Source organism: Agrobacterium sp. 6Ca8, from assembly GCF_055382765.1.
In genome coordinates this window covers 735,843-762,587 of sequence record NZ_AP026434.1, presented here as the reverse complement: position 1 = coordinate 762,587, position 26,745 = coordinate 735,843, and the positions used below count along the sequence as shown (strand labels likewise).

Sequence of the window (26,745 nt, the reverse complement as noted above, 5' to 3'; positions counted from 1 at the left end):
AAGCGCCGTGAGGCGCGCGGCGACATTGCTACGGCGAAGGGTGATCAGCGCCATTCCAGTGCTGCTGATCGTTCTGGTCTTTACCTTCGTGCTGCTTGAAAACGCATCCGGTGACGCGGTTGACGCCTATCTCGTCTCCATCGGCGGCGGCGACGCCGGACTGCGGGATGCCCTGCGCGAGCAATATGGTCTGAACGGTTCGGTGTTGGCCCGCTTCTGGCTTTACGCCAGCTCGGTGCTGCGACTTGATTTCGGCTGGTCGCTTGCGTTTGACCGACCGGTGCTGGGGCTAATCCTCGAACGGCTGCCGAACACGCTGCTCCTGATGGGCAGTGCAACCGCGCTTGCTTTCATCACCGGCACCGCGCTCGGCATCCTGGCGGGCGCCCGTCCAGGCGGGTTGACAGACCGGGTACTATCGGCCCTGTCGCTGGCGCTTTACGCGACACCGGGCTTCTGGCTCGGCCTTGTGCTTGCCATCGTCTTTGCCGTGCAACTGAGGTGGCTGCCAACATCCGGCATCGAAACCATCGCATCCGGAAAACAGGGATTTGCAAGGGCGCTCGATATTGCCCGCCATCTTGTCCTGCCGGTCGCCAGTCTCGGGCTGATCTATCTGGCGCTTTTCCTGCGTGTCATGCGTACTTCCATGGCGGCGGTCTGGCCGCTGGATTTCGTGCTCTTCGCCAAGGCCAAGGGGCTTTCGAGACGGCGGATCGTGCTGCGCCATGTCGCACGCAACGCCGCACTGCCCCTCGTCACCGTGCTTGGCCTGCAAGCGGCAACCATGCTCGGCGGCAGCGTGGTAATCGAGAGCGTTTTTGCGATTCCCGGTTTTGGCCGGCTTGCGCAGGAAGCCGTCAGCGGCCGCGACACACCGCTCTTGATGGGCATTATTCTGACAAGCGCCGTTTTCGTTATCCTGATCAATCTCGTCGTTGATATTCTCTATGCCGTGTTCGATCCGCGCATCGGCAGCGGGGAGCAACAGACATGAGTTTCACTCTCCGGCTCCTGCGCAGTTTCGAAGGTGCAGCAGGCGCCATCATCCTGACACTGCTAGCAGTGACGGCGCTCGCCGCTCCCCTTCTGTTTCCCGGTGACCCGCTGTCGATCGTCGGTGAGCCGCTCATCGCGCCCTTCTCCCACGCCGCCTTCCCCCTCGGCACCGACCGGTTGGGCCGCGATGTACTGGCGGGACTTGCCCACGGTGCGCAGGCATCCCTGCTCGTCGGCATCGGCGCTGCCGCTGCCGCCCTCATGATCGGCACCGTCGTCGGCACAATTGCCGGATTTGCCGGTGGCCTCGTAGATGAGGCGCTGATGCGTGTTACCGACGCCTTCCAGATCGTGCCGAATTTTCTTCTGGCGCTCGCCTTCGTCAGCACCATCGGCCCATCCATGCCCATCGTCATCCTTGCGATTGCGCTTGGCGCCTGGGCAGATCCAGCGCGGTTGATGCGGGCGCAGGTGTTGAGTATCCGCGAGCGGGATTACGTGCAGTCCGCCCGCGCCATCGGCATGTATCCGCTGGAGATCGCGTTTCGGCAAATACTTCCCAATGCGCTGCCGCCGGTTCTGGCGCTCGCCGCCATCATCGTCGCCGCCGCTATCTTAACCGAGGCGGCATTGTCCTTCCTCGGCCTCGGCGATCCGAATATCGTCACCTGGGGTTCGATGATCGCGGAAGGACGCAACGTCCTGCGCTCGGCGGCGTTTCTCTCCGTCATCCCCGGCATCGGTCTTCTGGTCACGGTTCTCGGCGTCTATCTTCTCGCGGAGGGAATCAACAAAGCGATGGCGACGAGGAAAGAAACGCCATGAGCGGCAATGCACTCTGCAGGATCGACGATCTCAGCGTCCGCTATGCGGCCGGCGACGGACCGGCGCTGCAGGATATTTCGCTGACGATCCGGCAGGGACAAAGGTTGGCGATCATCGGCGAAAGCGGTTCGGGCAAATCGACGCTCGCCAAGGCAATTGCCGGGCTCCTGCCTGTGAGCGCACGGGTTTCCGGCGATATTTCCTGGAGCCGCGACAGCGGTCTTTTCACAGACAGGCCGCAGCCGGGTCGCGATATCGGCTATATTTTTCAGGATACCGGTGCGACGCTGAACCCGGTTCTCACCATCGGTGAACAGGTGGCGGAAGGCGCTATGCGGCATCTGGGCCTTTCATGGAAGCAGGCACGAGATCTTGCCCGCGATCTTCTGGAACGGGTGCGGTTGCCGCATCCCACCCATCTCCTCGGCGCCTATCCGCACCAGCTTTCCGGCGGGCAAAGACAGCGTGTGGCGATTGCAGCCGCCATTGCCGCGCACCCCGCAATCCTGATCGCCGACGAGGCGACGAGCGCGCTCGACACGGTAAGCCAGGCCGCCATCGCCGCACTGCTGGATGGGCTGGTGCGTGAAGAAGAAAGAACGCTGGTCTTCATCACCCATGATATTGGTCTTGCGTCCGGCCTTGCCGACGAGATCGCCGTTCTGCATGCCGGACGGCTGGTGGAGCACGGCACCACCAGGCGGGTGTTATCCGCGCCTGCGCACGACTATACGCGCGCACTGCTCTCCGACTATCTCGACCTTTCGACACCGCCTCTGATCAATGAGGCCGCATCATGAACGAAGCCCTTCTGAGCGTAGAGAACCTCTCAAAAACCTACCGGACCGGCGCACGCACGGTGGAAGCATTGTCCGATATATCCTTTTCGCTTCAGCCCGGCGAGACGCTTGGGCTTGCCGGCCCCTCCGGCTGCGGAAAATCGACACTGGCACGCATCCTGATGAGACTGATCCCGGCCGACGAAGGCACGGTCCGTTTTGAAAATCGCGACTGGCTGGCGCTTGATGGCGGCGAACTGCGCGCGGCGCGGCGGCATATGCAGATGGTGTTTCAGGATACGCATGGCGCGTTCAACCCGCGCGCCAGCGTCGAGGATGCCATAGGCGAACCGCTGCGTATTCATCGCATCGTCGAACGACGCGAACGCCCGGCAGAAATCCGCCGCCTTCTCGAGCGAGTCGGGCTGCCCGCCAGCTATACTGACCGCTCGGTGTTCGAGCTTTCCGGCGGCCAGCGGCAGCGCGTGGCAATTGCCAGAGCCATCGCACTCAGACCATCCCTTCTCATTCTGGACGAGGCCGTTTCAGCGCTCGATGTCTCCGTACGCAGGCAAATTCTCGAACTGCTGGTCGAAATACAGCGAGAGACGGCCGTCGCCTGTATTTTCGTTTCCCACGACCTCGCGGTCATCCGCGCCGTCTGCCACCGCGTTGCCATCATGGAGGCGGGTCGGATCGTCGAGATCGGCAGGACAGCAAACATCGTTTCCACGCCGCAATCCTCGACTGCCAGAACCCTGATCGAGGCTGCGCCACGCCTGACCACCACCACGCAAGGATAACACATGCCCGCCCCGGATTACGCATTGCTGCTCGACCCGCCCGCCTTTCCAGCAGACCGTTACGCCGCTCTCGCAGACCGGCTGGCGACGCTGATGGGCACGAAGAACGATGTGCTTCTGGTACAGGCGGAAGCAGTGCTTGCGCTTGAAGCTGCGGCCACCAGCCTCGCGCGGCCTGGTCTGAGAGCGCTCAATATCGTCACTAGTCCCTATGGCGCGTGGTTTGGGGGCTGGCTGGAGCGTGGCGGCGCAACGGTTCGCAACCTGACCACCGCTCCGGCAAAGCCTATATCACTTCACGAGGTCGAGAGAGCGCTGGACGAAGGGCCAGGTTTTGATCTTCTCGCTATCGTGCACGCGGAATCCGCAAGCGGCATTCTCAACCCCCTGCCCGCCATTGCCGCGCTCGCCAAAGACAGAGGCATCGTCACGGTCGTCGATGCCGTCGCTTCCATCGGCGGCCATGCCTTCGAGGTTGACCAGCTCGGCATAGATATTGCGGTCATCGGCCCGCAAAAGGCGCTGGCAGGCCCGGCGGGCTTATCCGCCATCTCCGTCAGCGAAAGTGCCTGGAAACTTCTTTCACATGGCAATGCACCTGAGAACTCCATGCTTTCACTTCTCGACCAGAAGAAACTCTGGCTCGATACCGGCCGCGGCGCGCTCCCGGGAACACCTGCGCCGCTGGAATTCTATGCGCTGGAGGCGGCACTCGACCGGATAGAGGCAGAGGGTCTGGCATCCGCCAATGAACGCCACGAACGAGCGGCGACAGCCACTCGTAACGGCATCAAGGCCCTTGGCATGTCGACGTGGGTGGAGGAGACTGCCGCGTCTGCTCTGGTTTCGACAGCGATCTTGCCGGACACGGTGGATGCCGGCGCATTTCTGGCGGCTGCGTCCAGGGAGCAAGGTGCGGATGTCTCGGGCGGTGTCGGTCCCGGTGCGGAACGGCTGATAAGGCTCAATCACACCGGCCGGCGCGCCAATCCGGATTCGGTGCAAGCCAATATAACCGCTGTTTCAAGCGCCCTGAGAAGCCTCGGCCATGCCGCAGATACCGATTCCGCGCTGGAAGCGGCCGAAAAAAGCTATTCCGGCACCTCCTCGAAGGGTCTCTGACAGCGCCGATAAACGTTCGTTGCGCGAAATCGGGTGCTGGCGGAACGTCAGTCACGCCATTGTTGTTAAAAATGGTAGACAAATTCCTTGGCCAATCTTGACGAAATCATGGCAACGCGCGAAACTTAACGCACTGTTAACTCGCGTGAAGAAGGGAAATGGCCATGGTAGCAGGGTTCAACATGCTCTCCTTTGACCTCTTTGGCATCGGCCGAAGAACGCCCGCCATAAACGAGCGGGTCGAGAAGGATTTGCAGGACAGGACGCCACGCAGACCGGACGACCAGTCCAACGATGACGACCGTGATCAGGAATACGAACTGTTCTTCTGGTCGCTTTATCCTGTGATTTAATTTTTTAAGCGCAGGCTGACGGGGCGGTCGAAACGTCGTTTTCCCGTCCTGCGGCCTTGAGCCGAAATGTGTTCAGCGTAGCCTCAAACACGGTGAAACAGTCGATCCGTGCAGTACACTTTAAACATATGCGACGTCATCCTCGGGCTTGACCCAAGGATTTACAAAATCTCGAAAAATCAAATATTTGCAGATGCTCTGGACAAAGTCCGGGCATGACGATGGAAAGGGCAAAGCCCTTTCCATCAAAGAGCCGTAAACGGCCCTGCCTTAGTGGTTGTCGCGCGGCAGACCCTTGGTCTGGGCAATGCGCTGATACTTCACGGCCGGTTCAAGAACCGCGCCGGTTTCCATCTGGCTGACGATGCCGCGCTGGATTTCCTGCCATGGCGTCTGGTGATCGGGGTACTTGAAGCCGCCCTCGGCGGAGAGCGTTTCGTAACGCTTGGCCAGTTCCTCGCCGGAAATAAGGATGTCGGCCTTGCCACGACCCACATCGATACGAACGCGGTCACCCGTCTGCAAGATCGCCAGACCACCGCCTGCCGCTGCTTCCGGAGAAGCGTTGAGGATGGACGGGCTGCCAGACGTGCCGGACTGGCGGCCGTCACCGATGCAGGGCAGCGAATTGACGCCTTCCTTCAAGAGATAGTCCGGCGCACGCATGTTCACCACTTCCGCCGCACCCGGATAACCGATCGGACCGGCACCGCGCATGAAGAGAACGGTGTTGGCGTCGATCTTCAGCGACGGATCGTCGATGCGGTGATGGTAATCTTCCGGACCGTCGAACACCACGGCACGGCCTTCGAAGGCTTCCGGGTCGTTCGGGTTCGAGAGATAACGCTTGCGGAATTCTTCCGAGATCACGCTCGTCTTCATGATGGCAGAGGAGAACAGGTTGCCGCGCAGAACACGGAAACCGGCGCGCTCCTTGAGCGGCTGGTCATAGGGACGGATGACCTTTTCGTCTTCGATGATGGCACCACGGCAATTGTCGCCGATGGTTTTGCCATTCACGGTCATGGCGTCTTCCATGATGAGCCCCTGGGTCATCAGCTGGTTGACGACAGCCGGAACGCCGCCGGCATGGTAATAATCCTCGCCGAGATATTCACCGGCCGGCTGCAGGTTGACGAGCAGCGGCACGTCTTCACCGTAGGTCTGCCAGTCATCGACCGTCAGTTCAACGCCGACATGGCGTGCAAGGCCGTTCAGATGGATCGGCGCGTTGGTGGAGCCACCGATGGCCGAGTTGACGCGGATGGCGTTGATGAAGGCATCCTTGGTCATGATGTCGGAAGGCTTAAGGTCTTCCTTGACCATTTCGACGATGCGAAGGCCGGTGAGATAGGAGATTTCCTGACGGTCGCGGTAAGGCGCCGGAATAGCGGCCGAGCCGGGCAGCTGCATGCCGAGTGCTTCGGCAAGCGAGTTCATCGTCGTCGCCGTGCCCATGGTGTTGCAATAGCCGGTGGAAGGTGCGGAAGAAGCGACGAGCTTGACGAAGCCCTGATAATCGATCTCGCCCTTGGCCAGCAGTTCACGCGCTTTCCAGACGATGGTGCCGGAACCGGTGCGCTCGCCACGGAACCAGCCGTTCAGCATGGGGCCGACGGAAAGGGCGATGGCCGGAATGTTGACGGTGGCCGCCGCCATAAGACAGGCAGGCGTGGTCTTGTCGCAGCCGATGGTCAGAACAACGCCGTCGAGCGGATAGCCGTAAAGCACTTCCACGAGGCCGAGATAGGCGAGGTTGCGATCGAGACCCGCCGTCGGGCGCTTGCCGGTTTCCTGGATCGGATGCACCGGAAATTCAATGGCAATGCCGCCCGCTTCACGAATGCCTTCGCGCAGGCGATGCGCCAGCTCCAGATGGTGGCGATTGCAGGGCGAAAGGTCCGAGCCGGTCTGCGCGATGCCGATGATAGGGCGATCGGACTGAAGCTCGGCCTGGCTGAGACCGAAGTTCATGTAACGCTCGAGATAAAGCGCGGTCATATCAGCGTTTGCGGGGTTATCGAACCACGCGCGCGAACGAAGCTTGCCTTGGGTTGCGGGCAGATTGTCGGATTTGGTCATGATGCGGTCTCCAGCCGGAAGTGGCCAACGGTAAAATATTACGAAATGCGACAAGCTTATGTTGTGCGCAAGGAAAATGGAATCAGCTTCTCGGAAGCACGCATAACCGACAGACGAGCGCCAGACGAGTGACCTGGAGCCGTTCTTCAGCTTTAGCCGAATATTTTTCGGTGTTTACGACCATACCGACGTTGCGCAATGGCCTCTTCCCTCCCTGCCTTGCCGGATTGTAACTGACCCGAGGCCCCACATTCCGTCACGACCTGACTTGCTTATTTGTATTACTATTAGATAGCGGCGCGGCCTGTCAAGCCGGATCAGACTATATTGCGGGCGAGTTTTGCGCGGCGCAGAAATTAGAATACACACAATAAGTCATTGATTTATAATTGTTTAACGCTGCACCTCCACGAAATCGGCATGACGTGAATTGGAAATCCGCTAAAAAACCCCTTTTCAAGAGTATTACTATATGCTCATAGTGACGTTGTCACGCTGACATCATTTCTGGGAGGATAAGATGAGAAAAGCTCTTGCGGCAATCACTGTCGCCGTTTCCGCATGCCTTGCATCCAGTGTTTCCGCACAATCGCTGACCGTAGGCTTCTCGCAGATCGGCTCCGAATCCGGATGGCGCGCCGCTGAAACCACTGTTACCAAGCAGCAGGCCGAAAAGCGCGGCGTTACGCTGAAATTCGCCGACGCACAGCAGAAGCAGGAAAACCAGATCAAGGCCGTTCGCGGCTTCATCGCGCAGGGCGTCGATGCGATCCTGATCGCACCTGTCGTCGCAACCGGCTGGGACGCCGTGCTGAAGGAAGCAAAGGAAGAAAAAATCCCTGTCATCTTGCTCGATCGCCAGATCGAAGCGCCGGATGATCTCTACCTGACCGCGGTCACCTCGGATCAGGTTCACGAAGGCAAGGTTGCCGGCGACTGGCTCGTCAAGGATGTCGGCGCGAAGGACTGCAAGGTTGTCGAATTGCAGGGCACGACCGGCTCTTCGCCCGCCATCAACCGTAAGAAGGGCTTCGAAGAAGCCATCGCTTCGCACAAGAACATCAAGATCGTGCGCTCGCAGACGGGTGACTTCACCCGTACCAAGGGCAAGGAAGTGATGGAAAGCTTCATCAAGGCCGAAGGCGGCGGCAAGGATATCTGTGCCGTGTACGCTCACAATGACGACATGGCCGTCGGCGCGATCCAGGCGATCAAGGAAGCCGGCCTGAAGCCGGGATCCGACATAAAGGTCGTGTCCATCGATGCCGTACCTGACATCTTCAAGGCCATGGCCGCCGGTGAAGCGAATGCGACGGTGGAACTGACACCTGACATGGCCGGTCCTGCCTTCGACGCTCTCGAAGCCTATCTGAAAGACAAAAAGGCACCGGCGAAGTGGATTCAGACCGAATCCAAGCTCTACACGGCGTCCGACGACCCAATGAAGGTCTACGAGGCGAAGAAGGGTCTGGGTTACTAATAGACCCTCATCTTCGGAAGGAGCGGCATGTCATGCGTGCCGCTCCGTCACAGCTTCTTTCATGCAGGGCCTGCGCAATGTCCGAAACGGCACCACTTCTGGAAGCACGCGCCATCGGTAAATCCTTTCTCGGGATAACGGCGCTGGACGGCGTCGATTTTTCGCTCGGGCGCGGTGAAATTCACGCGCTTCTCGGCGAAAACGGCGCGGGGAAATCAACACTCATCAAGATACTGACCGGCGTTTACCACCGCGACAGCGGCTCCATCTTTCTGGAAGGTAGCGAGATATCGCCCACCAATGTCGGCGAAGCGCAGGCCCTCGGTATCGGCACCGTCTATCAGGAAGTAAACCTTCTCGAAAATCTGACTGTTGCCGAAAACCTCTTTCTCGGCCGCCAACCGCATCGCTTCGGGCTCATTGACAGAGCCTCGATGCAGAGACAATCGCAAGCGCTGCTGTCCCAATACGGCCTTTCGATCGACGTCAACGCCCTGCTTTCCAGCTATTCCGTGGCTATCCGCCAGATCATCGCCATTGCCCGCGCCGTCGATCTTTCCGGCAAGGTGCTGGTGCTGGACGAGCCGACCGCCAGCCTCGATGCCCATGAGGTCGAGATGCTGTTCGGTGTGCTGCGGAACTTGCGCGCGCGGGGTATCGGCATCGTCATCATCACCCACTTCCTAAACCAGGTCTACGATATCGCAGACCGTGTCACGGTTTTGCGCAACGGCCGCCTCGTTGGCACGCGCGACATCGGCAACCTGCCGAGGTCCGAACTCATTGCGATGATGCTTGGTCGCGAGCTTCAGCACATCACCCACGAGCATCAGGCCACTGACGACACGGTTGCCGAGGGCGAACCGCCGATCCGTTTCGAGGGATACGGCAAACGCGGCAGCATCGCCCCCTTCGACCTCGGCATTCGTCCGGGAGAGATCGTCGGCATCGCCGGTCTTTTGGGGTCGGGACGAACGGAAACGGCTTTCCTGCTGTTCGGCATCGACAAGCCCGATACCGGCAAGGCCACGATAGACGGAAAGACCATCGCTCTTTCTTCGCCTGAAGCCGCAATCACGGCCGGGTTCGGTTTCTGCCCGGAGGAGCGCAAGACTGACGGTATCATCGGCGACTTTTCCGTGACCGACAATATTGCTCTGGCTCTCCAGGCCCGCCAGGGGTGGGCGCGACCGCTTTCGCGCCGGCAGAAGGTGGAACTGGCCGAAAGCTTCATCAAATCGCTGGACATCCGCCCGGCCGATCCTGACCGGCCGATAAAATTCCTGTCCGGCGGCAACCAGCAGAAAGCCATTCTGGCGCGCTGGCTTGCAACCCATCCCCGGCTTCTGATCCTCGATGAGCCGACCCGTGGTATCGATATCGGCGCCCATGCGGAAATCCTCAAAATGATCGAAAAACTCTGCACCGAGGGCATGTCGCTCGTCGTCATCTCGTCCGAACTGGAAGAACTGACCGCCGTTGCCCACCGGGTCGTCGTGCTGTCCGACCGCCGGCATGTCAGCGAATTGAAGGGCGGCGAGGTGACGGCCGACAACATCATGCGGGCAATTGCGGATGCGGCCAGAACGGAGGCGGCATGATGGTGGCTGTGACAAGGCGCCTGAAAAGGCTTGCTCCCCAATTGATCGCTCTCTTCGTCATTCTGGCAGCGATTACAATCGTTTCGCCGGGCTTCCTGCATGTTTCGTTCCAGAACGGCAGGCTTTACGGCAGTCTGATGGATATTCTCGTGCGTGCCGCACCCGTGGCGCTCCTGACCATTGGCATGACGCTGGTGATCGCTACCAAGGGCATCGATCTGTCGATCGGAGCTGTTATCGCCATTTGTGGCGCGGTGGCGGCAACACTCATCAGCAACGGCCATTCCATCCCAACCGTCATCGCCATCTCGCTTGCTGTCGGCATTGCCTGCGGCCTGTGGAACGGGGTGCTGGTCGCCCTCCTCGACATCCAGCCGATCATCGCCACGCTGATCCTGATGGTGGCGGGGCGCGGCATCGCCCAGCTCATCACCGAAGGTGTCATTCTCACCTTCAACGACGACAGCTTTTCGGCCATCGGCTCCGGCTCCTTCGCAGGCATTCCCCTGCCCGTCATCATCTGGTTGGCGGCGGCGCTGGTAATCGGCCTTCTGGTGCGCAAGAGCGCGCTCGGCTTTCTGATTGAGGCAACCGGCATCAATCGCCGCGCGGCGGCACTTGCCGGTGTGCGGGCACGCTTCCTGCTGTTTTTCGTCTACGCCGTTTCCGGTCTCTGCGCGGCCATTGCCGGCATGATCGTGACCGCCGACATTCGCGGCGCGGATGCCAACAATGCCGGGCTGTGGCTGGAACTGGACGCCATATTGGCGGTGGTGATCGGTGGTACATCGCTGAATGGCGGCCGCTTCTCCATCACCGCATCGCTGATCGGCGCGCTCATCATCCAGACCATCAATACCGGCATTCTGGTCTCCGGTTTCCCGCCGGAATTCAACCTCATCATCAAGGCTGGCATCATCATGGTGGTACTGACGCTGCAGTCGCCGGCAATCATGGCGGTTCTGGGCTTTGTCAAAACGCCAAAGCCACACGCAAAACCGGCCACGGCCAACGGAATGACCAAGGAAGGTACCGCGCGATGATCCACAGCCGCAATCTTCCGTTTCTCACCACACTGACGATCTTCCTCATCGCCTATCTTCTGTGCGTGCTGCAATATCCGGCGATCCTGTCGACACGGGTGATCGGCAATCTATTGACCGACAATGCCTTTCTCGGCATCGCTGCCGTTGGCATGACTTTCGTGATCCTGTCGGGTGGCATCGATCTGTCCATCGGCTCCGTCATCGCCTTCACCAGCGTTTTCGTGGCTGTCATGGTCGGCACCTATAATATTCACCCGCTGCTGGCCTTCGCCATCGTGCTCGTGATCTCAACGCTGTTCGGCTGCTTGATGGGGGCGATGATACGCTTCCTGTCGATCCCGCCATTCGTGGTGACGTTGGCGGGTATGTTCCTGGCGCGTGGCGCGGCCTATCTGATCTCGACGCAATCCGTGCCGATCTCGCATCCCTTCATCGATGCGATACAGGGATTTTATTTCCGCTTTCACGGCGGCGGCAGGCTGACAGCACTTGCTATTGTCATGCTTCTCGTCTTTGCCGCCGGCATGCTGATTGCCAGCCGCACCCGCTTCGGCGCCAATGTCTACGCACTTGGCGGTAACCCGCAATCGGCCGAACTGATGGGTGTGCCGATCGGTACAACGACAATCGGCATCTACGCACTTTCCGGGTTCCTGTCCGGCCTCGCCGGCATCGTCTACACGCTCTACACCTCGTCGGGTTATTCCTTGGCGACCGTGGGCGTGGAGCTGGACGCTATTGCAGCTGTTGTCATTGGCGGAACACTTCTGACGGGTGGAATGGGGCTGGTGGCGGGAACCTTCGTCGGACTGCTGATCCAGGGGTTGATCCAGACCTACATCGTTTTTGACGGAACCCTGTCATCCTGGTGGACCAAAATCGTTATTGGCGTGCTGCTTTTTGTCTTCATCGTGTTGCAGCGCGCAATCATCTGGTATTCAAACAGGAGACTGGCCGGACCACATCCGGCATAACCAACACGGAGGCTTTATTGGGGCTGCTCGAAACGACGATAAGCGGGCGAAAACGCCGGAACAGCCACGCGCATGTGGTCTCCGAACTCGGCAGCGCCATCGTCTCGGGCAGGATTGCGGAAGGATCCCTGCTGCCTAACGATGCCGAACTGTCTCTCCGTTTCGGGGTCTCGCGCACCGTATTGCGCGAGACGATGAAGACGCTGGCGGCCAAGCGGCTGGTCGAACCCAAGGCAAAGGTCGGCACCCGCGTTCTCGACCGTTCGAGCTGGAACTTCTTTGACCCGGATGTGCTGGGCTGGCGCTGCGAAGCCGGAATAGACCAGGAATTCGTGACACATCTGGCGGAAATCCGCCTCGCGCTCGAACCGGCGGCAGCGGCAGCTGCCGCGCTTCAGGCATCGAATGACGATATAGTTTCCCTTTATGTGATTGCCGCCAAGTTCGACAATCCGCAGCATACGCCGGAAACCATCGCCAAGGTCGATCTCGAATTCCACCTCGCCGTGGCGCATATGTCCGGCAATCCCTTCATGCGTTCGGCAAGCGGGCTGATCGAAGCCGCCCTTGCGATCTCATTCCAGCTTTCATCCCCGGCCTCGTCGCCCGGAACCATCGCCGAGATCGCCGCAAACCATCTGCGGATCGTGCACGCCATCGCCGCCCGTGATGCGGACGCCGCCGTGAAAGCCATGCGCCATGTAATCGAGGTCGGCAAGGACCGGACGCGAAAGGCAATCAAGACGCCTTGAAGGCGAAAAGCCTATCGACATCACTTCTGTCACCCCGGGCCTGATGCCGGCATGACGGAGGGGGTGGCTTTTCATCATAAAATTCGGACCCGCACGGATGCGGGCCCTTTTTCTTCCGGCAAGTATCTTACCCCTGCGACGCTTCAATATGCGGCACCACGCCACGGCGCGATGCCATGAGCGATGCGCCGAGGAGTGCTGCAATGCTGACGAAAACGAAGACCATGGTCGCACCCTGAAGGTCGATCAGCAGTCCGCCCAGAACAGCGCCGCTGGAAATGGCTATCTGGAAGGTGGTGAGCAGCAACGCGCCCGCACTTTCGGCCTCATCTGAGGCGACGCGGGTGATGAAGCTCTGTACGCTGACAGGAAGCGCACCGAAGGCGAAACCCCAGGAGGCAATGGCAAAGCCAGCGACAACGGGAGATGCACCGGCAATCACCAGCACGGAAGCGGATGCGGCAATCAGGGTGGCGGCAAACGTCACGGCCCATGCCGTGTTCTTCTCGGCGAGGAAGCCGCCGAAGAGATTACCAAAAAAACCGCCCACGCCGTAAGCCAGAAGAACGAGCGAGATTGCTTCGACGCCAAGCTGCGGCACGTCTTCGAGGAAGGGGCGAACATAGGTGAAGCCGGCGAAGTGACCCGCGACGATGAATAGCGTCGTCAGAAGGCCGATCCTGACCTGCGGGCGCTGCAATAGCCGGAACATGGTGGACAGGCCGGGCGCACCGGCCGGCGGCAGCGAGGGAACGGTGAGCAACTGCACGACAAGTGCGATGACACCCAGCACGCCGGCGACGACAAAGGCCGCACGCCAGCCAAGCGTCGCGCCGATCCACGCCCCGACAGGGGCTGCGCAAACGGTGGCAACCGAAACGCCGGTTAGGATGATGGCCATGGCGCGCGGCATCTTATCCAGCGGAACAAGCCTTAGCGCCAGCGCCGCCGACATGGCCCAAAAGCCGCCAAGGCCGATGCCGAGCAAAACGCGCGATGTAAACAGCATGAAAAGACCGTTGGCAAAAGCGGCCAATGTGCTGGAAATGATCAGCAACGTCGTGAGGCCAAGCAGGGTACACCGGCGATCAATGCTGCGCGTGCCGATGACGACGCCGGGACCGGCAACCGCTGCGACCAGTGCCGTGACGGTGATGGATTGGCCGGCAATGCCGGAGCTGATGGAGAGATCGGTCGACAGTGGCGTCAGAAGGCTGACCGGCAGGAATTCCGCCGTTACCAGCCCGAAGACACCGAGCGAAAGCGAAACCACCGCCGCCCACTTCGCATCCGGCTCTTGTCTGTGTGGCGCATATTCAAGTTCGTTGATTGTTCGGTTATTCATGAAAATCTCCTGATGCGCATTCTGGGAACGAGCCCTGAAACGGAATGGCAAAACGATGAAGCCGGTGGGAGCCCGGTGCGTCGCCTCACAAATCGATGGTCGTAAGCTACGCGTGACAGCTCGGCGTTTCCATGCTAAAAAATCCGCATTCCTTAACCAAACGTCCGAATTTGTGAGTTGCCATGAATGATGCATTGACGGAAATGCTGCGTGGTCTGCGGCTTGACGGCGTGGAATATGGCCGCTGCCGCATGGCAACGCCCTGGGCGACGGCCTTTCCCGAGCAGGAGGCGGCGCGGTTTCATTTTATTGGCGTGGGCCAGGCAAAATTACGCAAACCTTCCGGAGAATGGCTGACGCTTACGTGCGGCGATGCAGTGCTTCTTCCCCGTGGCCACGCTCATGTGCTGGGCAGCGGCGAGGATGTAAGGCCTGCCCTCTTCGACCGGTTCGGTAAGAAGGAAGTGTGTCAGGGCATTTTCGACATGGAATGTGCCGGTGCCGGCGGCGACACGGTAGCGTTTACCGCCTCGATGCGTTTCAACATGGATAATCTGCATCCGCTTTTGCAACTGATGCCGGATGTGATGCTGACCAGCGATCTCGCCAAAAGCGATCCGGCCATTCCGCATCTCCTGGAAGCCATGGCGCGCGAAGTGGAACTGAACCGTGTTGGTGCCGGTGGCATTCTGGCGCGGCTTGCCGATGTCTTGACGGCAACACTGATCCGCACATGGGTAGAATATGGTTGCGGCGATTCCAGCGGCTGGCTTGCCGCCGTGCGCAATCCCGAACTCGGACGGGTGCTTGCAGCGATCCACCTTACCCCCGAGAAAGACTGGAGCGTGGAAGAGCTTGCCTCCCTGATGGGTGCATCCCGCTCGAGTTTTGCAGAACGCTTCACCCGTGTGGTGGGTGAAAGCCCAGCCCGTTATGTCGTTCGCATACGCATGCATCAGGCGCGACTGTGGCTGCGCGAGGGTATGCGTGTCACGTTGGCGGCGGAAAAGCTCGGCTACGATTCCGAGGCATCCTTCAGCCGCGCCTTCAAACGCGTGATCGGCGCGCCGCCCAGCCAGTTCCGCAGGAAGGATACCTCTGGTCTGGAAGATGCGGCATAGAGCGCATCTTAGAGCACGTCCGGTTTAAACAGGAACTTTTGACGTGCTCTATCTCTTTGTTTTTACGCATTTTCTGGGCGTAAAACCGCTACGCACTTTTACTGGAAATGCTCTAATGGAAATTGCGGGAAATGACCTTTATCCTCTCCACCTCATCTCCATCCTGGGTCGCAGGCGGTGGACGTTTCCTGATGTTGCGATGATCGTCCGGCGGAATACCGTGGTGGAACTCGTCGCCGCGCCCATGCGGCAGAGGAAAGGGGTGATTGCGCTCACCCACGCTTGCCAGCGCCTCTGACAGATCGGTCAGCCGGTGGGCGACCAGATGCACCACCTCACCTTCCCGTTGGATCTTGCCGTAAATGCCGACCATACCGGCGGAAAGCACCACGCGCCGGTATTTTTCGAAGGTCTTGACCCACAGAACCGCATTAGCAATACCTGTCTCATCCTCCAGAGTCATGAAGATCACTCCCTTTGCCGAGCCTGGGCGCTGGCGCACCAGAACCAGCCCCGCCGTTTCCAGCCACGTTCCATCACGGACGCGCACCGCCTCCGCACAGCTGACAATGCGCCGGCGGGAAAGATCGCGCCGCAGGAAGGACATGGGGTGTTCGCGCAGGGTCAGCCCCACATGGCCATAATCCTGCACCACCTCGCCGCCATCAGTCATGGGCCGCAGCGCGACGGAGGGTTCGCAAAGCTCATCCACCACAGCGTTTTCCCGGCTGGCAGCGGCAGCAAAAAGCGGCAGCGGCTCATCCCTCAAAGCCTTGATGGCCCACAGCGCCTCGCGTCTGGAAAGCGACAGCGACGGCAGAAAGGCATCGGCCTCGGCGAGACAGACTAGGGCAGCGGCGGGAACACCTGCCCTCCGCCAGAGATCGTCCACGGAAACGAAATCGCGATCCTGACGGCAGGCGACGATTTTTGCTGCATGATCGTTGGAAAGCCCCTTTACCATGCGCAGGCCAAGCCGCACGGCGTAGCGCTCTTTACCATTCGCATTCTTCTTGCCCGTGGGCTCCAGCGTGCAATCAAAACGGCTGTTGTTGACGCAAACCGGGCGAACCTCCACCCCATGATCGCGCGCATCGCGCACGATCTGCGCCGGGGCGTAAAAGCCCATGGGCTGCGAATTCAGAAGCGAGGCACAGAAAATATCCGGATGATGGCACTTCAGCCATGCGGAAGCATAGGCAATCAGCGCGAAGGACGCCGCGTGGCTTTCCGGGAAACCATAACTGCCGAACCCTTCTAGCTGTTTGAAGATGCGTTTGGCGAAGTCCTCGTCATAGCCGCGTTCCACCATGCCATCGATCAAATCCTGCTGGAACTTGGAGATCGTGCCGACATTCTTGAAAGTCGCCATCGCGCGGCGCAACTGGTCCGCCTTGCCGGGAGAAAAACCGGCGCAGTCGATGGCAATCTTCATGGCCTGCTCTTGGAATAGCGGGACACCCAGCGTCTTTTCGAGAATATTTTTAAGCTCTGGTTTTTCATATCGAACGGGCTCTTTTCCCTGACGGCGCCGCAAATATGGATGGACCATATCTCCCTGAATGGGACCGGGACGAACGATAGCGACCTGAATTACAAGATCGTAAAATTCGACGGGCTTCAAACGGGGCAACATTGACATCTGCGCCCGACTTTCGATCTGGAAAGTGCCTAGCGTGTCTGCCTTTTGAATCATTGCAAATGTTGCAGGATCATTCGGCGGCATCGCAGCGAGATCGTATTTCTCTCCAGTACGCGCTTCCAACAGATCGAAGCCACGCTTCATGCAGGAGAGCATTCCAAGCGCTAAGCAATCCATTTTCATGAACCGCACGATATCGATATCATCCTTATCCCATTCGATGATCTGTCGATCGTTCATGGCAGCTGGTTCAATCGGGACGAGCTCATCTAACCGATCATGGGAAAGCACGAAGCCGCCGGGATGCTGACTGTGATGGCGTGGCGTGCCAACAAGCTGGTTGGCTAATTCAAAAGCGAGTTGCAGGCGACGATCCTCTGTATTGAGGTTCAATTCCTTGACCTGTTTTTCGCCAACGCCCTCGCTCCAGCGCCAGACCTGCGAGGATAGAAGTTTGGTCAGATCTTCTGGCAGACCTAGTACTTTACCAACATCTCGCAATGCCCCTCGACCACGATAGCGGGTAACGACTGAACAAAGCGCGGCTTTATCGTGGCCATAGGTTTTGTAGACCCATTGAATAATTTCCTCACGCCGCTGATGCTCGAAATCCACATCGATATCAGGCGGTTCACCCCGGTTTTCGGAAACGAAACGTTCAAAGACGAGATTGCTGAAACGAGCAGGATCAATGGCAGTGATACCAAGTACAAAACAGATAACCGAGTTTGCCGCAGAACCGCGTCCTTGGCACAAGATATCCATTTTGCGAGCCTGTCGGACGATAGCACTCACGGTCAGGAAATAGGGCGCATATTGCAATCTGCCGACAACATCCAACTCATGATGCAGTGCCTTTTCGACCTTCTCCGGCAGACCATCCGGATAACGCCCCGGCACCGCTTCCCAGACGAGCTTTTCCAACGCCTGTTGCGCCGTCAGCCCCGGCAGGCTGCGCTCTTCAGGATATTGATAGACCAGCTCCTTCAGCGAAAAGGTGCAACGCTTCGCGATTTCGAGGCTGCGGACCAGTGCTTCCGGGTAGCGGGCAAACAGCCGGTGCATTTCCTGAGGCGGCTTCATATAGCGGTCTGCATGCCGCTCGCGCCGGAAACCCGCCTCGTCAATGGTGCAATTGTGCCGGATGCAGGTAACGACATCCTGCAGCATGCGACGCTCGGGCACATGAAACAGCACGTCATTGGTAACAACAGTCGGCACATCAGCGGCTGCAGCCATATTCGACAATTCGAAAAGCCGCATCTGGTCGTTGGGTCGTCTTCGCAGGCTCAGCGCCATATAGGCCCGGTCAGCAAAAGCAGCTTTCAACCGGCGGAGGCGAAGCGCGCAGAGATCGTCAGCCAGATCGGCGAGCAGCACCACGATAAGGCCTTCGCCATAAGCTACGAGATCGTCCCATGTGAGCCGACACTTACCCTTGCCACCCCTCTTCTTGCCGACGGAAAGCAGCCGACAAAGCCGCCCGTAAGCCGGGCGATCCATGGGATAGACAAGCACGGAAAGATCGTCATCCAGATCGAGCCGGCAGCCGATGACGAGCCGGATGCCATGATTATCGGCCGCTTCATAAGCGCGGGGAATGGCCGCAAGGCTATTGCGATCGACGATGCCGAGTGCCTCGATACCGAGATTTTTTGCCTGTTCGAACAGTTCATCACAGGAACTTGCACCGCGCAGGAAGGAGAAATGCGTGGTCACCTGAAGCTCGGCATAGCGCGGCGTGCTCATGCGAAGACCCCATGGATGAACCAGCCCTGTGAGCCCGTCTCGGTATGTTCGCCATCACCTGAGCGGAAAATCCAGAAGCGCTCGCCGCTTTCGTTTTCGACAGTGAAATAATCGCGCACGGCGGCCTTTTCGCGGTCGCGTTTCCACCATTCGCCAAACACCCGTTCCGGCCCATCAGCGCGCCGCACATTATGGCGCACGCCTTTCCAGATAAAATAACGCGGCGGATGATCCGGAAGCAGCGCCAGAGTTTCGATGGGTTCCGGCCTTGCAAAAAGCCTGACCGGGCGCGGCCAGTGGCAAGGCCAGCCGAGGGTATCCTCAGGTGCCAGCGCCGAAACGCTGGCAAGAGAACGTTCCGGCACGTCGCTTGCCACCGCCGCATAACGATAGACCCTGTGGCCACGATTGAGGATGACATCGACCGTATCGGCGATTTCCGCACGCCCTTCCTCCAGAAGCGAGGACCGGGCCTGCGCGGCGACAAGCGGCTCGGCATGGGTGGCGGTCAGCACCATCAACTCGATGCCGAAGCCGGGATCGATGGTGTCGATCCGGTCGGTCAGAAGCCGGACAAGCTGTTTGACATCACGCACCGGTCTGGAGGTGCCGGCCCGCACGGCCTGCAAGCCGCTATCCACCCGGTGCAGCAGCAGATCGACGCGACGTGCGCCAAGGCCGCGCTTTTCCAGCGAGACGCAAAGCTCAGCAACCAGCTTTTGCACATAGCGGGCAATTGTCTCCGCCGCCGCGATCGGCTCGGGAAAGGCGCGGCGCACCTCCACCAGTTCGGCAATGCGCACCGGCTCGATAGGTTCGCCAGTCTCGCCAAAAGCCTGAGTGAGCCGCCTGACCACTTCCGGGCCGAAACGCAGGGTCAACGGCGCCCGTGGAGCCTCGGCAAGTTCGCCTATGGTGCGAAAACCGAGCACCTTCAATCCGGAAACGATACGCTCCTCCAGCCTGAGCGCCGCCAGCGGCAGCCCGCTGATCGCCGCGCGCTGCCCGCCCGGCGATACGATGCTGATCTCCTCACGGCCAAACCGGGCAAGCGCATGGGCCGCCCCCCAGCTATCGGCAATGGCAGCGCGGGCGGCGAAGCCTGCGGCATGCAGGCGGTTCACCATGCCGCTCAACATCAGCGTCTCATTGCCGTGCAGATGGTCCGCACCTGCCGTATCCAGCACCAGCCCATCAGGCGGATCTGCGGCGACGATCGGGGCATAGATACGCAGGAAATGAAAAGCGAGTTGTTGCAGGGCGCGGGCATCCGCCGCCGCATCCAGATCCTCGACAACGAGACCCGGCACCAAAGCCTGCGCCTTGCTGACGGGTGTGCCGGGCCGGATGCCCGCCGCCTTTGCTGCCTTGTTCAGCGCCAGCACCAGGCGGCGGCTGCCCTGACGGCCGATCATGACCAGCGGCTTTTCAACCGGCGGCGCGTTCTGCCCCGAAAGACGCTGGTAGCGATCCGTCGACCATGTCGGCAGGTAAAGCGAGACGACCCTTTGCATCACAGGCTTCCACTTCAAATGCAGCGCTTTCGCCGCCGCGACATCGCAAAAGTTCCAGAAACCAGCGTGGCCTGCCCACCCCCGGCACAGGCAGGGGCGAAGATGGCCGGACAGAGACACGCCAGCGGGTTACAGCGGCCGTCGGCTCGCCAAACAACGCCGCATCGGCCGGGCGCCGGAAGCGGCGGATGGCGATGCCCGTGACACCAGAGGTTTCCGCCGCCAGTTGCAACCGTCGCGAGGCATTCATCGGCAACTTCGCAAGCTCGCCCATCACGGCGCCAAAACCGTTGCAGCGCAAGCCTTCCTCGAAACAGTCGAGCACGCCTTTCTCATCGCGGCATTCGACGATGATGACCCGGTTCTGCGACAGGCCCGCCTGCGTCAATCCCGGCATGAACAGATCCCTGCGGGTGACACACCATAAGACCTTGCCGGATAGCCTTGCTGCCACACCGGCCGCAAAAAGCGCCGCTGCCGCACCATCGGCGGCACCATTGCCGCCGCCGCTCACCTCATGCAGGCAACCGAGCTTCAGCCCGCCTCCAGGCAAATGGTGATCGATGGCATCCACGCCGAAAGGCAAGGCCTCGTGCAGGCGGTGAGGACCGCCACCGATCCTTTCCAGCCTTTCACGCAGCTCTTCGACAACGAGCAACTGTTCCGCGCGCTTTTGCATGGCATGACAGGTTTCAATTCCGGTTTTTCAGTTCTATTGTTCCTGTTTTGTTCTTATTTCAGCAAAGAGTCAAGCAATGCTGTGCGGCTCTTCAACAGGTTTGCGCGGGAAGAGAGGGATTATGGCCTTGCGGCCATGTGTACCACCGTTAAAACGGATTATCCGGTCGGCCTCTCTCTTTTTGCGGATAATTGACGCGCCGGACATCAGGGTTTGGAGGAAACCGCCGATGATCGCCAGCATTCTGATTGCCGTGGTTGCGGCCATCCATGTTTACATCACCATTCTGGAAATGCTGCTGTGGGAAAAGCCGGCCGGCCGCAAGGCCTTCGGCCTCTCTGAGGATTTTGCGCGACAGACGAAGGTGCTTGCCGCCAATCAGGGGCTTTACAATGGTTTTCTGGCAGCCGGATTGATCTATGGGCTCACGCAGGGCGATGAAGGACTGAGTTTCAAGGTCTTCTTCCTCACCTGTGTCCTGATAGCCGGCATTTTCGGCGCCATTACCGCCAATATGAAAATCCTGTTCATTCAGGCTTTGCCGGCATTGTTTGCGCTCGGCTTCCTCTGGATCGGAGTATGAACCTATGACCGCATGGAACGACCTCCGCGCAAAAGACGCTCTCAACCGCATATTTATGGCGGCAGTGGCGAGTGCAGATCCCGCAAAGGTGCTGCAACATCATCTTCCTTCCCCGCCCAAGGGCAGGTGCGTGGTGGTAGGCGCTGGCAAGGCCTCGGCTGCCATGGCCGCAGCGCTTGATAAGGCCTGGGCGGATGTGAACCTCTCCGGTATCGTCGTAACCCGTTACGGTCATGCCGTTCCGGCCGGGCGCATCGAAATCATCGAGGCCTCCCATCCCGTGCCCGACGACATGAGTGCTGAAGCGGCAAGACGCATTCTTGCCGCCGTTGAAGGGCTGACCGCAGACGACATGGTGATCACGCTAATTTCCGGCGGCGGTTCGGCACTGATGGTCGCACCTGCCGAAGGCATGACGCTTGCGGACAAGATGGCCGTCAACCGCGCACTTCTTGCCAGCGGTGCGACGATTTCCGAGATGAATGCCGTGCGCAAGCACCTCTCCCGCATCAAAGGCGGGCGACTTGCGCTGGCCGCCAAACCGGCCAGAGTGGTTTCGCTGTTGATTTCAGACGTACCGGGCGACGATCCCTCCGAAATCGCTTCCGGCCCCACGGTTGCCGATCCGAGCGATATCAACAATGTGCGGGAAATCGTCTCCCGTTATGAGCTCGATCTTCCCGAGAATGTGCGCAAAGTGCTGGAAAAGGGCGAGGAAACGCCGAAGGCAGGCGATATAGAAGAGGACATCAGGCTGATCGCGACACCCTCGCTCGCCCTACAGGCGGCGGCGGACGAGGCGGTGAAGCTTGGCCTTACGCCGCTCATCCTCGGGGATTCGCTGGAGGGCGAGTCAAAGGATGTCGGCGCGGTGATGGCGGGTATCGCCCTCTCCGCCAGCCGCAAGGGCCTGCCAGTCAAAGGCCCGGCCGTGCTGCTTTCCGGCGGAGAAACCACGGTGACGATCGGCAAAGGGCTGGCCGGCAAGGGTGGGCGCAACACGGAATTTCTGCTGAGCCTTGCGCTGACGCTGAAGGGTGCAGGCGGTATCTGGGCCATCGCCGGCGATAGCGACGGCATAGACGGCGTTGAGGATGCGGCAGGCGCACTGGTGACGCCCGATACGCTTGCGCGTATGCGCAACGCCGGTGTCGATCCGCGCCAGTCGCTGGTGGGACACGACAGCTACACCGCCTTCAAGGCGGTTGGCGACCTTGTCGTCACCGGTCCGACGCTGACGAATGTGAATGATATCAGGGCGATTTTGATCGGGTGAAAGCAGGAGAGTTCGAGCCTGTTATGGCCGTGCGGTGCGCGTCGTTGAGGGTGGCTGTTTTGACTATACCGTCGGACAGGTATAATCTGGTGGCCTGTCTTTTGGAGCCTCAGCCATGCGTTTTGGAGTGCTCGTAATTGGTCTAGCCCTGGCCCTGATCCCCACCTTGGCGGACGCCCACAATTGCAAATGCCGAAATCGCGGTGTCATGTTCGAACTCGGCCAGACATCCTGCCTCAGGGTCGATGGCGGCTCCTATCTCGCGCGCTGCGAAATGAAACTCAACGTCTCATCCTGGACGAGAATACAGGACGGTTGCCCCGTGACTGAACGAATGCAGCAGCAGATGACACGCGTAAATTGATCACGTCTTCAGGTGGGTCGTGAGGGGAAAGCAGGCAGAGATAAGCCGAGAGCTTGCCCCCTCATCCGGCCCTTCTCCCCCCGCAGGGAGAAGAAATACGCCGCGACGCCATGTCGATCTTACAGCTTCACCCAGCCGCCATTCTTCTTGCCGGATTCGATGCAGGCGGTGACAAAAGCGACGCCTTTGACACCGTCATCGACGGTCGGATAGGTGACCGCCTTGTCGAGCTCCGAACCGGTGCGGCGGGCTTCGATGGCGTGGGCCGCTTCGGTATAGATGGTCGCGAAGGCTTCGAGATATCCTTCCGGATGGCCCGAGGGAATGCGCGTCACACGCGCGGCCGCAGTACCGGCGCCAGCACCGCCGCGGGTGATGAGCTGTTTCGGCTCGCCAAGCTTCGTGAACCAGAGATAGTTCGGATCAGCCTGCGTCCACTCGATGCCTGCCTTGTCGCCGTAAACGCGGACCTTCAGCCCGTTTTCATGCCCGACAGCCACCTGGCTGCACCAAAGCAGGCCCTTGGCTGGTTGCTTGCCGTCCTTTGGCTTGAAGCGCAGCATCACATGCGCATTGTCGTCCAGACGGCGACCCTCCACGAAGGTATGTACATCCGCTGCCAGTTCATCGGCTTCCAGACCGGAAATGAAGCAGCCGAGATTATAGGCATGGGTGCCGATATCCCCTGTGGAGCCGCCGACACCGGATTGCGCCGGATCGGTGCGCCAGACGGCCTGTTTCGCACCGGTCTGCTCCAACGGCTCAGCCAGCCAATCCTGCGGATATTCCATCTGCACCAGACGGATGTTCCCGAGCGCACCGGTTTCCACCAGTTCACGCGCATGCCGCACCATGGGATAACCGGTGTAGTTATGGCTGAGGATGAACAGCGCGTCCGCCTTGTCCGCCACGTCCTTCAGCTTTTTGGCATCCTCCAGATTGGAGGTCAGCGGCTTGTCGCAGATGACATGGATGCCGCGTTCCAGAAACGCCTTCGCCGCAGGATAATGTACGTGGTTGGGCGTGACGATCGCTACCGCCTCGATACCATCCTCGCGAAGCGCTTCCTTCTCTGCCATTTCTTCAAATGACCCATAGCAACGCTCTGGAGCAAGCCCGAGTTCGCGGCCGGAGGCGAGGGATTTTTCCGGTGTCGAGGACAAGGCCCCGGCCACGAGATCGAAGCGGTTGTCGAGCCGCGCGGCCATGCGGTGAACGCCGCCGATAAATGCACCCGAACCGCCACCCACCATGCCCAGGCGAATCCGCGTGTTCGCCTTGTCGGTTGTCTTTCCTTCAATAGCCATAATGTCTCCTCGGCATTTTCTAAGCGCATTCCCACACGGAAAACGGCTTCACACTTTTCCTGGAAATGCTTTTAAAGCCCAAGCATGCGCCGGTTGGCCGCATCATCGGTGCCGGCAGATGCGAAATCATCAAAGGCTTTTTCCGTGACGCGGATGATATGGTGCTTGACGAACTCGGCCCCTTCCCGGGCACCGTCTTCAGGATGTTTCAGCGCGCATTCCCATTCAACCACTGCCCATCCGTCGAAATCATTGGCAGCCATTTTCGAGAACACCGCACCGAAATCCACCTGCCCGTCACCCAGCGAGCGGAAGCGGCCCGCACGGTTGACCCAACCCTGATAACCGCCATACACGCCCTGGCGGCCGGTCGGATTGAACTCAGCGTCCTTGACATGGAACATCTTGATGCGGTCTTTGTAGATGTCGATATTGTCAAGATAATCAAGGCATTGCAGCACGTAATGCGACGGGTCATAGAGCATGTTGGCGCGCTTGTGGTTCTTCACACGCTCCAGGAACATCTCGAAAGTCACGCCATCATGCAGATCTTCGCCGGGATGGATTTCGTAGCAGACATCCACGCCCTGCTCATCGGCGTAATCAAGGATCGGCGTCCAGCGTCTTGCCAGCTCGTCAAAGGCGGTTTCCACCAGACCGGCCGGGCGCTGCGGCCACGGATAGATGAAGGGCCAGGCAAGAGCACCCGAAAAGGTCGCATGTGCGTTGATGCCGAGATTTCTCGAAGCCTTCAGGGCAAGCTTCACCTGTTCCACCGCCCATTGCTGGCGAGCCTTGGGATTGCCGCGCACTTCAGGTGCTGCAAAACCATCGAAGGCTTCGTCATAGGCGGGGTGAACGGCAACCAGCTGGCCCTGCAAATGGGTGGAAAGCTCGGTTACCTCGATGCCGTTCTGGCGGGCGACACCCGCAAATTCATCGCAATAATCCTTGGATTCCGCAGCCTTTTTCAGATCGATCAACTGCCCGGCCCAGGTGGGAACCTGCACGCCGGCATAACCCTTTTCTGCCGCCCATTTGGTAATGCCGTCCCATGTATTGAAAGGCGCAGCATCACCGGCAAACTGACCGAGAAAAAGACCCGGTCCCTTGATCGTTTTCATAAAAATCTCCTCCTGTATCGATACAGTTCAGCGGTAAAACCGCTTTGGCTCCCAATTTGCCAAGCTAACCGCTCATAATTTTCAGACAAGCCCCAAATGCCGGGGAGCGAGAGAATTTCGTTATTCCACTAAAAAACGAAACACGTCTAAAGCGCCAGACCGCTTGCCCTGTCGAACACATGTACACGCTCGTGATGCACGGTGGCGGCAAAGGGGGTGTTGACCTTGACCAGTTGCTCGCCATCCACCACCGCCGTAACCTGATCGCCCGCCAGTTCGAAGACCACATGCGTCTGCGCGCCTGTCGGCTCGACCAACACCGTCCTGCCGGACAGCGAAATATCGCCGCCGACGGTCGAACCGATATGTTCCGGTCTCAATCCGATCGTCACCGACTGGCCGCGCTTGACATTTCTTGAGGCGGCAATGCGGATCGCCGTCCCGTCCTTCAGCCGGGCGGCAGGTTGATCGCCCTCGCCGTCGACCACGCCTTCGATGAGGTTCATGGCCGGCGAGCCGATGAAGGCGGCAACGAAAAGATTGGCAGGTGTCTTATAAAGTTCGAGCGGCGTGCCCTGCTGCTCGATACGGCCGTGATTGAGCACCACCACCCGGTCGGCCAGCGTCATTGCCTCGATCTGATCATGGGTGACGTAGATGGAGGTCGTACCGACTTTCTGATGCAGAGCCTTGATTTCGCTACGCATCTGCACGCGCAGCTTGGCATCCAGATTTGACAGCGGCTCATCGAACAGGAAGACGGCCGGGTTGCGCACCACGGCGCGGCCCATGGCGACGCGCTGGCGCTGGCCACCAGAAAGCTGCGAGGGCTTGCGGTCCAGAAGCTTGCCGAGATCGAGCATGCGTGCGGCTTCCGCCACGCGCTCATCGATGACGTTTTTCGGCTGCCCGGCAAGCTTCAGGTTGAAGCCCATGTTTTCGGCGACCGTCATATGCGGATAAAGCGCATAGGACTGGAATACCATGGCGATATTGCGCTCGCGCGGCGTCATGGAATTGACGACGGTGCCGCCAATGAGGATATCCCCATCGGTGATTTCCTCCAGCCCGGCGATCATGCGCAGCAGGGTAGATTTGCCGCAGCCCGAAGGCCCGACCAGCGCAATGAATTCGCCATCGGTTATATCGAGCGAGATGCCGTGAATGACATCGAGCGAGGCATAGGACTTGCGGATATCCCTAAGTTCGACGGAAGCCATGTTTT

The 26,745-nt window shown here is 59.6% G+C and carries 24 protein-coding genes; 15 read left to right on the top strand and 9 right to left on the bottom strand.

Annotation, left to right across the window (positions count from 1 at the left end):
• Positions 1-7: 7 nt before the first annotated feature.
• From ACZ5A6_RS17670 to ACZ5A6_RS17645, 6 genes are all read left to right on the top strand, one after another.
• Entirely contained in the window at positions 8-997 is a 990-nt protein-coding gene (locus ACZ5A6_RS17670) for an ABC transporter permease (protein ID WP_464111202.1), read from the top strand.
• Complete coding sequence (locus tag ACZ5A6_RS17665; RefSeq protein WP_065661656.1) at positions 994-1,824, top strand: ABC transporter permease; 831 nt, start codon at positions 994-996, stop codon at positions 1,822-1,824. Before ACZ5A6_RS17670 ends, ACZ5A6_RS17665 begins: the two co-directional genes overlap by 4 nt.
• Positions 1,821-2,624, top strand: a complete 804-nt coding sequence (locus tag ACZ5A6_RS17660; protein ID WP_112682654.1) for an ATP-binding cassette domain-containing protein — start codon at positions 1,821-1,823, stop codon at positions 2,622-2,624. The genes ACZ5A6_RS17665 and ACZ5A6_RS17660 overlap by 4 nt, the downstream gene beginning before the upstream one ends.
• Positions 2,621-3,406 (top strand): ABC transporter ATP-binding protein, encoded by a 786-nt coding sequence (locus tag ACZ5A6_RS17655; protein ID WP_174060484.1) that lies wholly within the window; start codon positions 2,621-2,623, stop codon positions 3,404-3,406. The genes ACZ5A6_RS17660 and ACZ5A6_RS17655 overlap by 4 nt, the downstream gene beginning before the upstream one ends.
• A 3-nt stretch (positions 3,407-3,409) precedes the next feature.
• On the top strand, positions 3,410-4,528 hold the full coding sequence (locus ACZ5A6_RS17650) for a pyridoxal-phosphate-dependent aminotransferase family protein (protein ID WP_112192332.1): 1,119 nt from the start codon (positions 3,410-3,412) through the stop codon (positions 4,526-4,528).
• 158 nt (positions 4,529-4,686) lie between these two features.
• Positions 4,687-4,881, top strand: a complete 195-nt coding sequence (locus ACZ5A6_RS17645; RefSeq protein ID WP_013761494.1) for a hypothetical protein — start codon at positions 4,687-4,689, stop codon at positions 4,879-4,881.
• A gap of 270 nt (positions 4,882-5,151) precedes the next feature.
• On the opposite strand, the gene ACZ5A6_RS17640 is transcribed toward ACZ5A6_RS17645, so the two are convergent.
• Positions 5,152-6,963: an IlvD/Edd family dehydratase gene (locus ACZ5A6_RS17640; protein ID WP_003510695.1), complete on the bottom strand. Its 1,812-nt coding sequence runs from the start codon at positions 6,961-6,963 to the stop codon at positions 5,152-5,154.
• Positions 6,964-7,483: 520 nt separating this feature from the next.
• Between ACZ5A6_RS17640 and ytfQ the strand changes: the two genes are divergently transcribed.
• The 5 genes from ytfQ to ACZ5A6_RS17615 all read left to right on the top strand — a co-directional run bounded on the left by ytfQ (position 7,484) and on the right by ACZ5A6_RS17615 (position 12,816).
• A complete protein-coding gene (gene ytfQ, locus ACZ5A6_RS17635) occupies positions 7,484-8,443 on the top strand; it encodes a galactofuranose ABC transporter, galactofuranose-binding protein YtfQ (RefSeq protein ID WP_003510698.1) in 960 nt (319 codons plus the stop codon).
• A gap of 77 nt (positions 8,444-8,520) precedes the next feature.
• Positions 8,521-10,044, top strand: a complete 1,524-nt coding sequence (locus ACZ5A6_RS17630) for a sugar ABC transporter ATP-binding protein (RefSeq protein WP_464111201.1) — start codon at positions 8,521-8,523, stop codon at positions 10,042-10,044.
• The gene (locus ACZ5A6_RS17625) at positions 10,044-11,087 is read left to right on the top strand and encodes an ABC transporter permease (protein WP_003510702.1); all 1,044 of its coding nucleotides are present in this window, start codon (positions 10,044-10,046) and stop codon (positions 11,085-11,087) included. The genes ACZ5A6_RS17630 and ACZ5A6_RS17625 overlap by 1 nt, the downstream gene beginning before the upstream one ends.
• Positions 11,084-12,064, top strand: a complete 981-nt coding sequence (gene yjfF / locus ACZ5A6_RS17620) for a galactofuranose ABC transporter, permease protein YjfF (protein ID WP_174060482.1) — start codon at positions 11,084-11,086, stop codon at positions 12,062-12,064. Before ACZ5A6_RS17625 ends, yjfF begins: the two co-directional genes overlap by 4 nt.
• Positions 12,065-12,081: 17 nt before the next feature.
• On the top strand, positions 12,082-12,816 hold the full coding sequence (locus ACZ5A6_RS17615) for a FadR/GntR family transcriptional regulator (RefSeq protein ID WP_013761497.1): 735 nt from the start codon (positions 12,082-12,084) through the stop codon (positions 12,814-12,816).
• A gap of 127 nt (positions 12,817-12,943) precedes the next feature.
• Here ACZ5A6_RS17615 and ACZ5A6_RS17610 read toward each other — a convergent pair whose 3' ends face one another.
• Positions 12,944-14,161, bottom strand: coding sequence for an MFS transporter (locus ACZ5A6_RS17610; protein WP_174060481.1), 1,218 nt, complete (start codon positions 14,159-14,161; stop codon positions 12,944-12,946).
• Between the two features lie 182 nt (positions 14,162-14,343).
• On the opposite strand from ACZ5A6_RS17610, the gene ACZ5A6_RS17605 reads away from it, so the two are divergent.
• On the top strand, positions 14,344-15,282 hold the full coding sequence (locus tag ACZ5A6_RS17605; RefSeq protein ID WP_464111200.1) for an AraC family transcriptional regulator: 939 nt from the start codon (positions 14,344-14,346) through the stop codon (positions 15,280-15,282).
• Between the two features lie 112 nt (positions 15,283-15,394).
• Here the strand turns inward: ACZ5A6_RS17605 and ACZ5A6_RS17600 are convergent, their stop codons facing one another.
• The 4 genes from ACZ5A6_RS17600 to ACZ5A6_RS17585 all read right to left on the bottom strand — a co-directional run bounded on the left by ACZ5A6_RS17600 (position 15,395) and on the right by ACZ5A6_RS17585 (position 21,109).
• Positions 15,395-18,673: an error-prone DNA polymerase gene (locus ACZ5A6_RS17600; RefSeq protein ID WP_174060480.1), complete on the bottom strand. Its 3,279-nt coding sequence runs from the start codon at positions 18,671-18,673 to the stop codon at positions 15,395-15,397.
• The gene (locus tag ACZ5A6_RS17595; RefSeq protein WP_464111199.1) at positions 18,670-20,187 is read right to left on the bottom strand and encodes a Y-family DNA polymerase; all 1,518 of its coding nucleotides are present in this window, start codon (positions 20,185-20,187) and stop codon (positions 18,670-18,672) included. The genes ACZ5A6_RS17600 and ACZ5A6_RS17595 overlap by 4 nt, the downstream gene beginning before the upstream one ends.
• The gene (locus ACZ5A6_RS17590; RefSeq protein ID WP_025595750.1) at positions 20,102-20,866 is read right to left on the bottom strand and encodes an ImuA family protein; all 765 of its coding nucleotides are present in this window, start codon (positions 20,864-20,866) and stop codon (positions 20,102-20,104) included. The genes ACZ5A6_RS17595 and ACZ5A6_RS17590 overlap by 86 nt, the downstream gene beginning before the upstream one ends.
• Before the next feature lie 69 nt (positions 20,867-20,935).
• Positions 20,936-21,109 (bottom strand): hypothetical protein, encoded by a 174-nt coding sequence (locus tag ACZ5A6_RS17585; RefSeq protein WP_162696083.1) that lies wholly within the window; start codon positions 21,107-21,109, stop codon positions 20,936-20,938.
• Here ACZ5A6_RS17585 and ACZ5A6_RS17580 point away from each other — a divergent pair.
• The 3 genes from ACZ5A6_RS17580 to ACZ5A6_RS17570 all read left to right on the top strand — a co-directional run bounded on the left by ACZ5A6_RS17580 (position 21,096) and on the right by ACZ5A6_RS17570 (position 23,089).
• Positions 21,096-21,449 carry a DUF1304 domain-containing protein gene (locus ACZ5A6_RS17580; RefSeq protein WP_013761503.1) on the top strand — a complete coding sequence of 118 codons (354 nt, stop codon included), beginning with the start codon at positions 21,096-21,098 and terminating at the stop codon, positions 21,447-21,449. The genes ACZ5A6_RS17585 and ACZ5A6_RS17580 overlap by 14 nt on opposite strands.
• Positions 21,450-21,453: 4 nt before the next feature.
• A complete protein-coding gene (locus ACZ5A6_RS17575) occupies positions 21,454-22,725 on the top strand; it encodes a glycerate kinase type-2 family protein (protein WP_464111198.1) in 1,272 nt (423 codons plus the stop codon).
• Between the two features lie 115 nt (positions 22,726-22,840).
• Positions 22,841-23,089 carry a hypothetical protein gene (locus ACZ5A6_RS17570; RefSeq protein ID WP_003510719.1) on the top strand — a complete coding sequence of 83 codons (249 nt, stop codon included), beginning with the start codon at positions 22,841-22,843 and terminating at the stop codon, positions 23,087-23,089.
• A gap of 119 nt (positions 23,090-23,208) precedes the next feature.
• On the opposite strand, the gene ACZ5A6_RS17565 is transcribed toward ACZ5A6_RS17570, so the two are convergent.
• From ACZ5A6_RS17565 to ACZ5A6_RS17555, 3 genes are all read right to left on the bottom strand, one after another.
• Positions 23,209-24,396, bottom strand: a complete 1,188-nt coding sequence (locus ACZ5A6_RS17565; RefSeq protein ID WP_112292291.1) for a Gfo/Idh/MocA family protein — start codon at positions 24,394-24,396, stop codon at positions 23,209-23,211.
• Positions 24,397-24,467: 71 nt separating this feature from the next.
• On the bottom strand, positions 24,468-25,520 hold the full coding sequence (locus tag ACZ5A6_RS17560; protein WP_013761507.1) for a sugar phosphate isomerase/epimerase family protein: 1,053 nt from the start codon (positions 25,518-25,520) through the stop codon (positions 24,468-24,470).
• A 146-nt stretch (positions 25,521-25,666) separates the two neighbouring features.
• Positions 25,667-26,740 (bottom strand): ABC transporter ATP-binding protein, encoded by a 1,074-nt coding sequence (locus tag ACZ5A6_RS17555; protein ID WP_003510725.1) that lies wholly within the window; start codon positions 26,738-26,740, stop codon positions 25,667-25,669.
• Between the last annotated feature and the right edge of the window lie 5 nt (positions 26,741-26,745).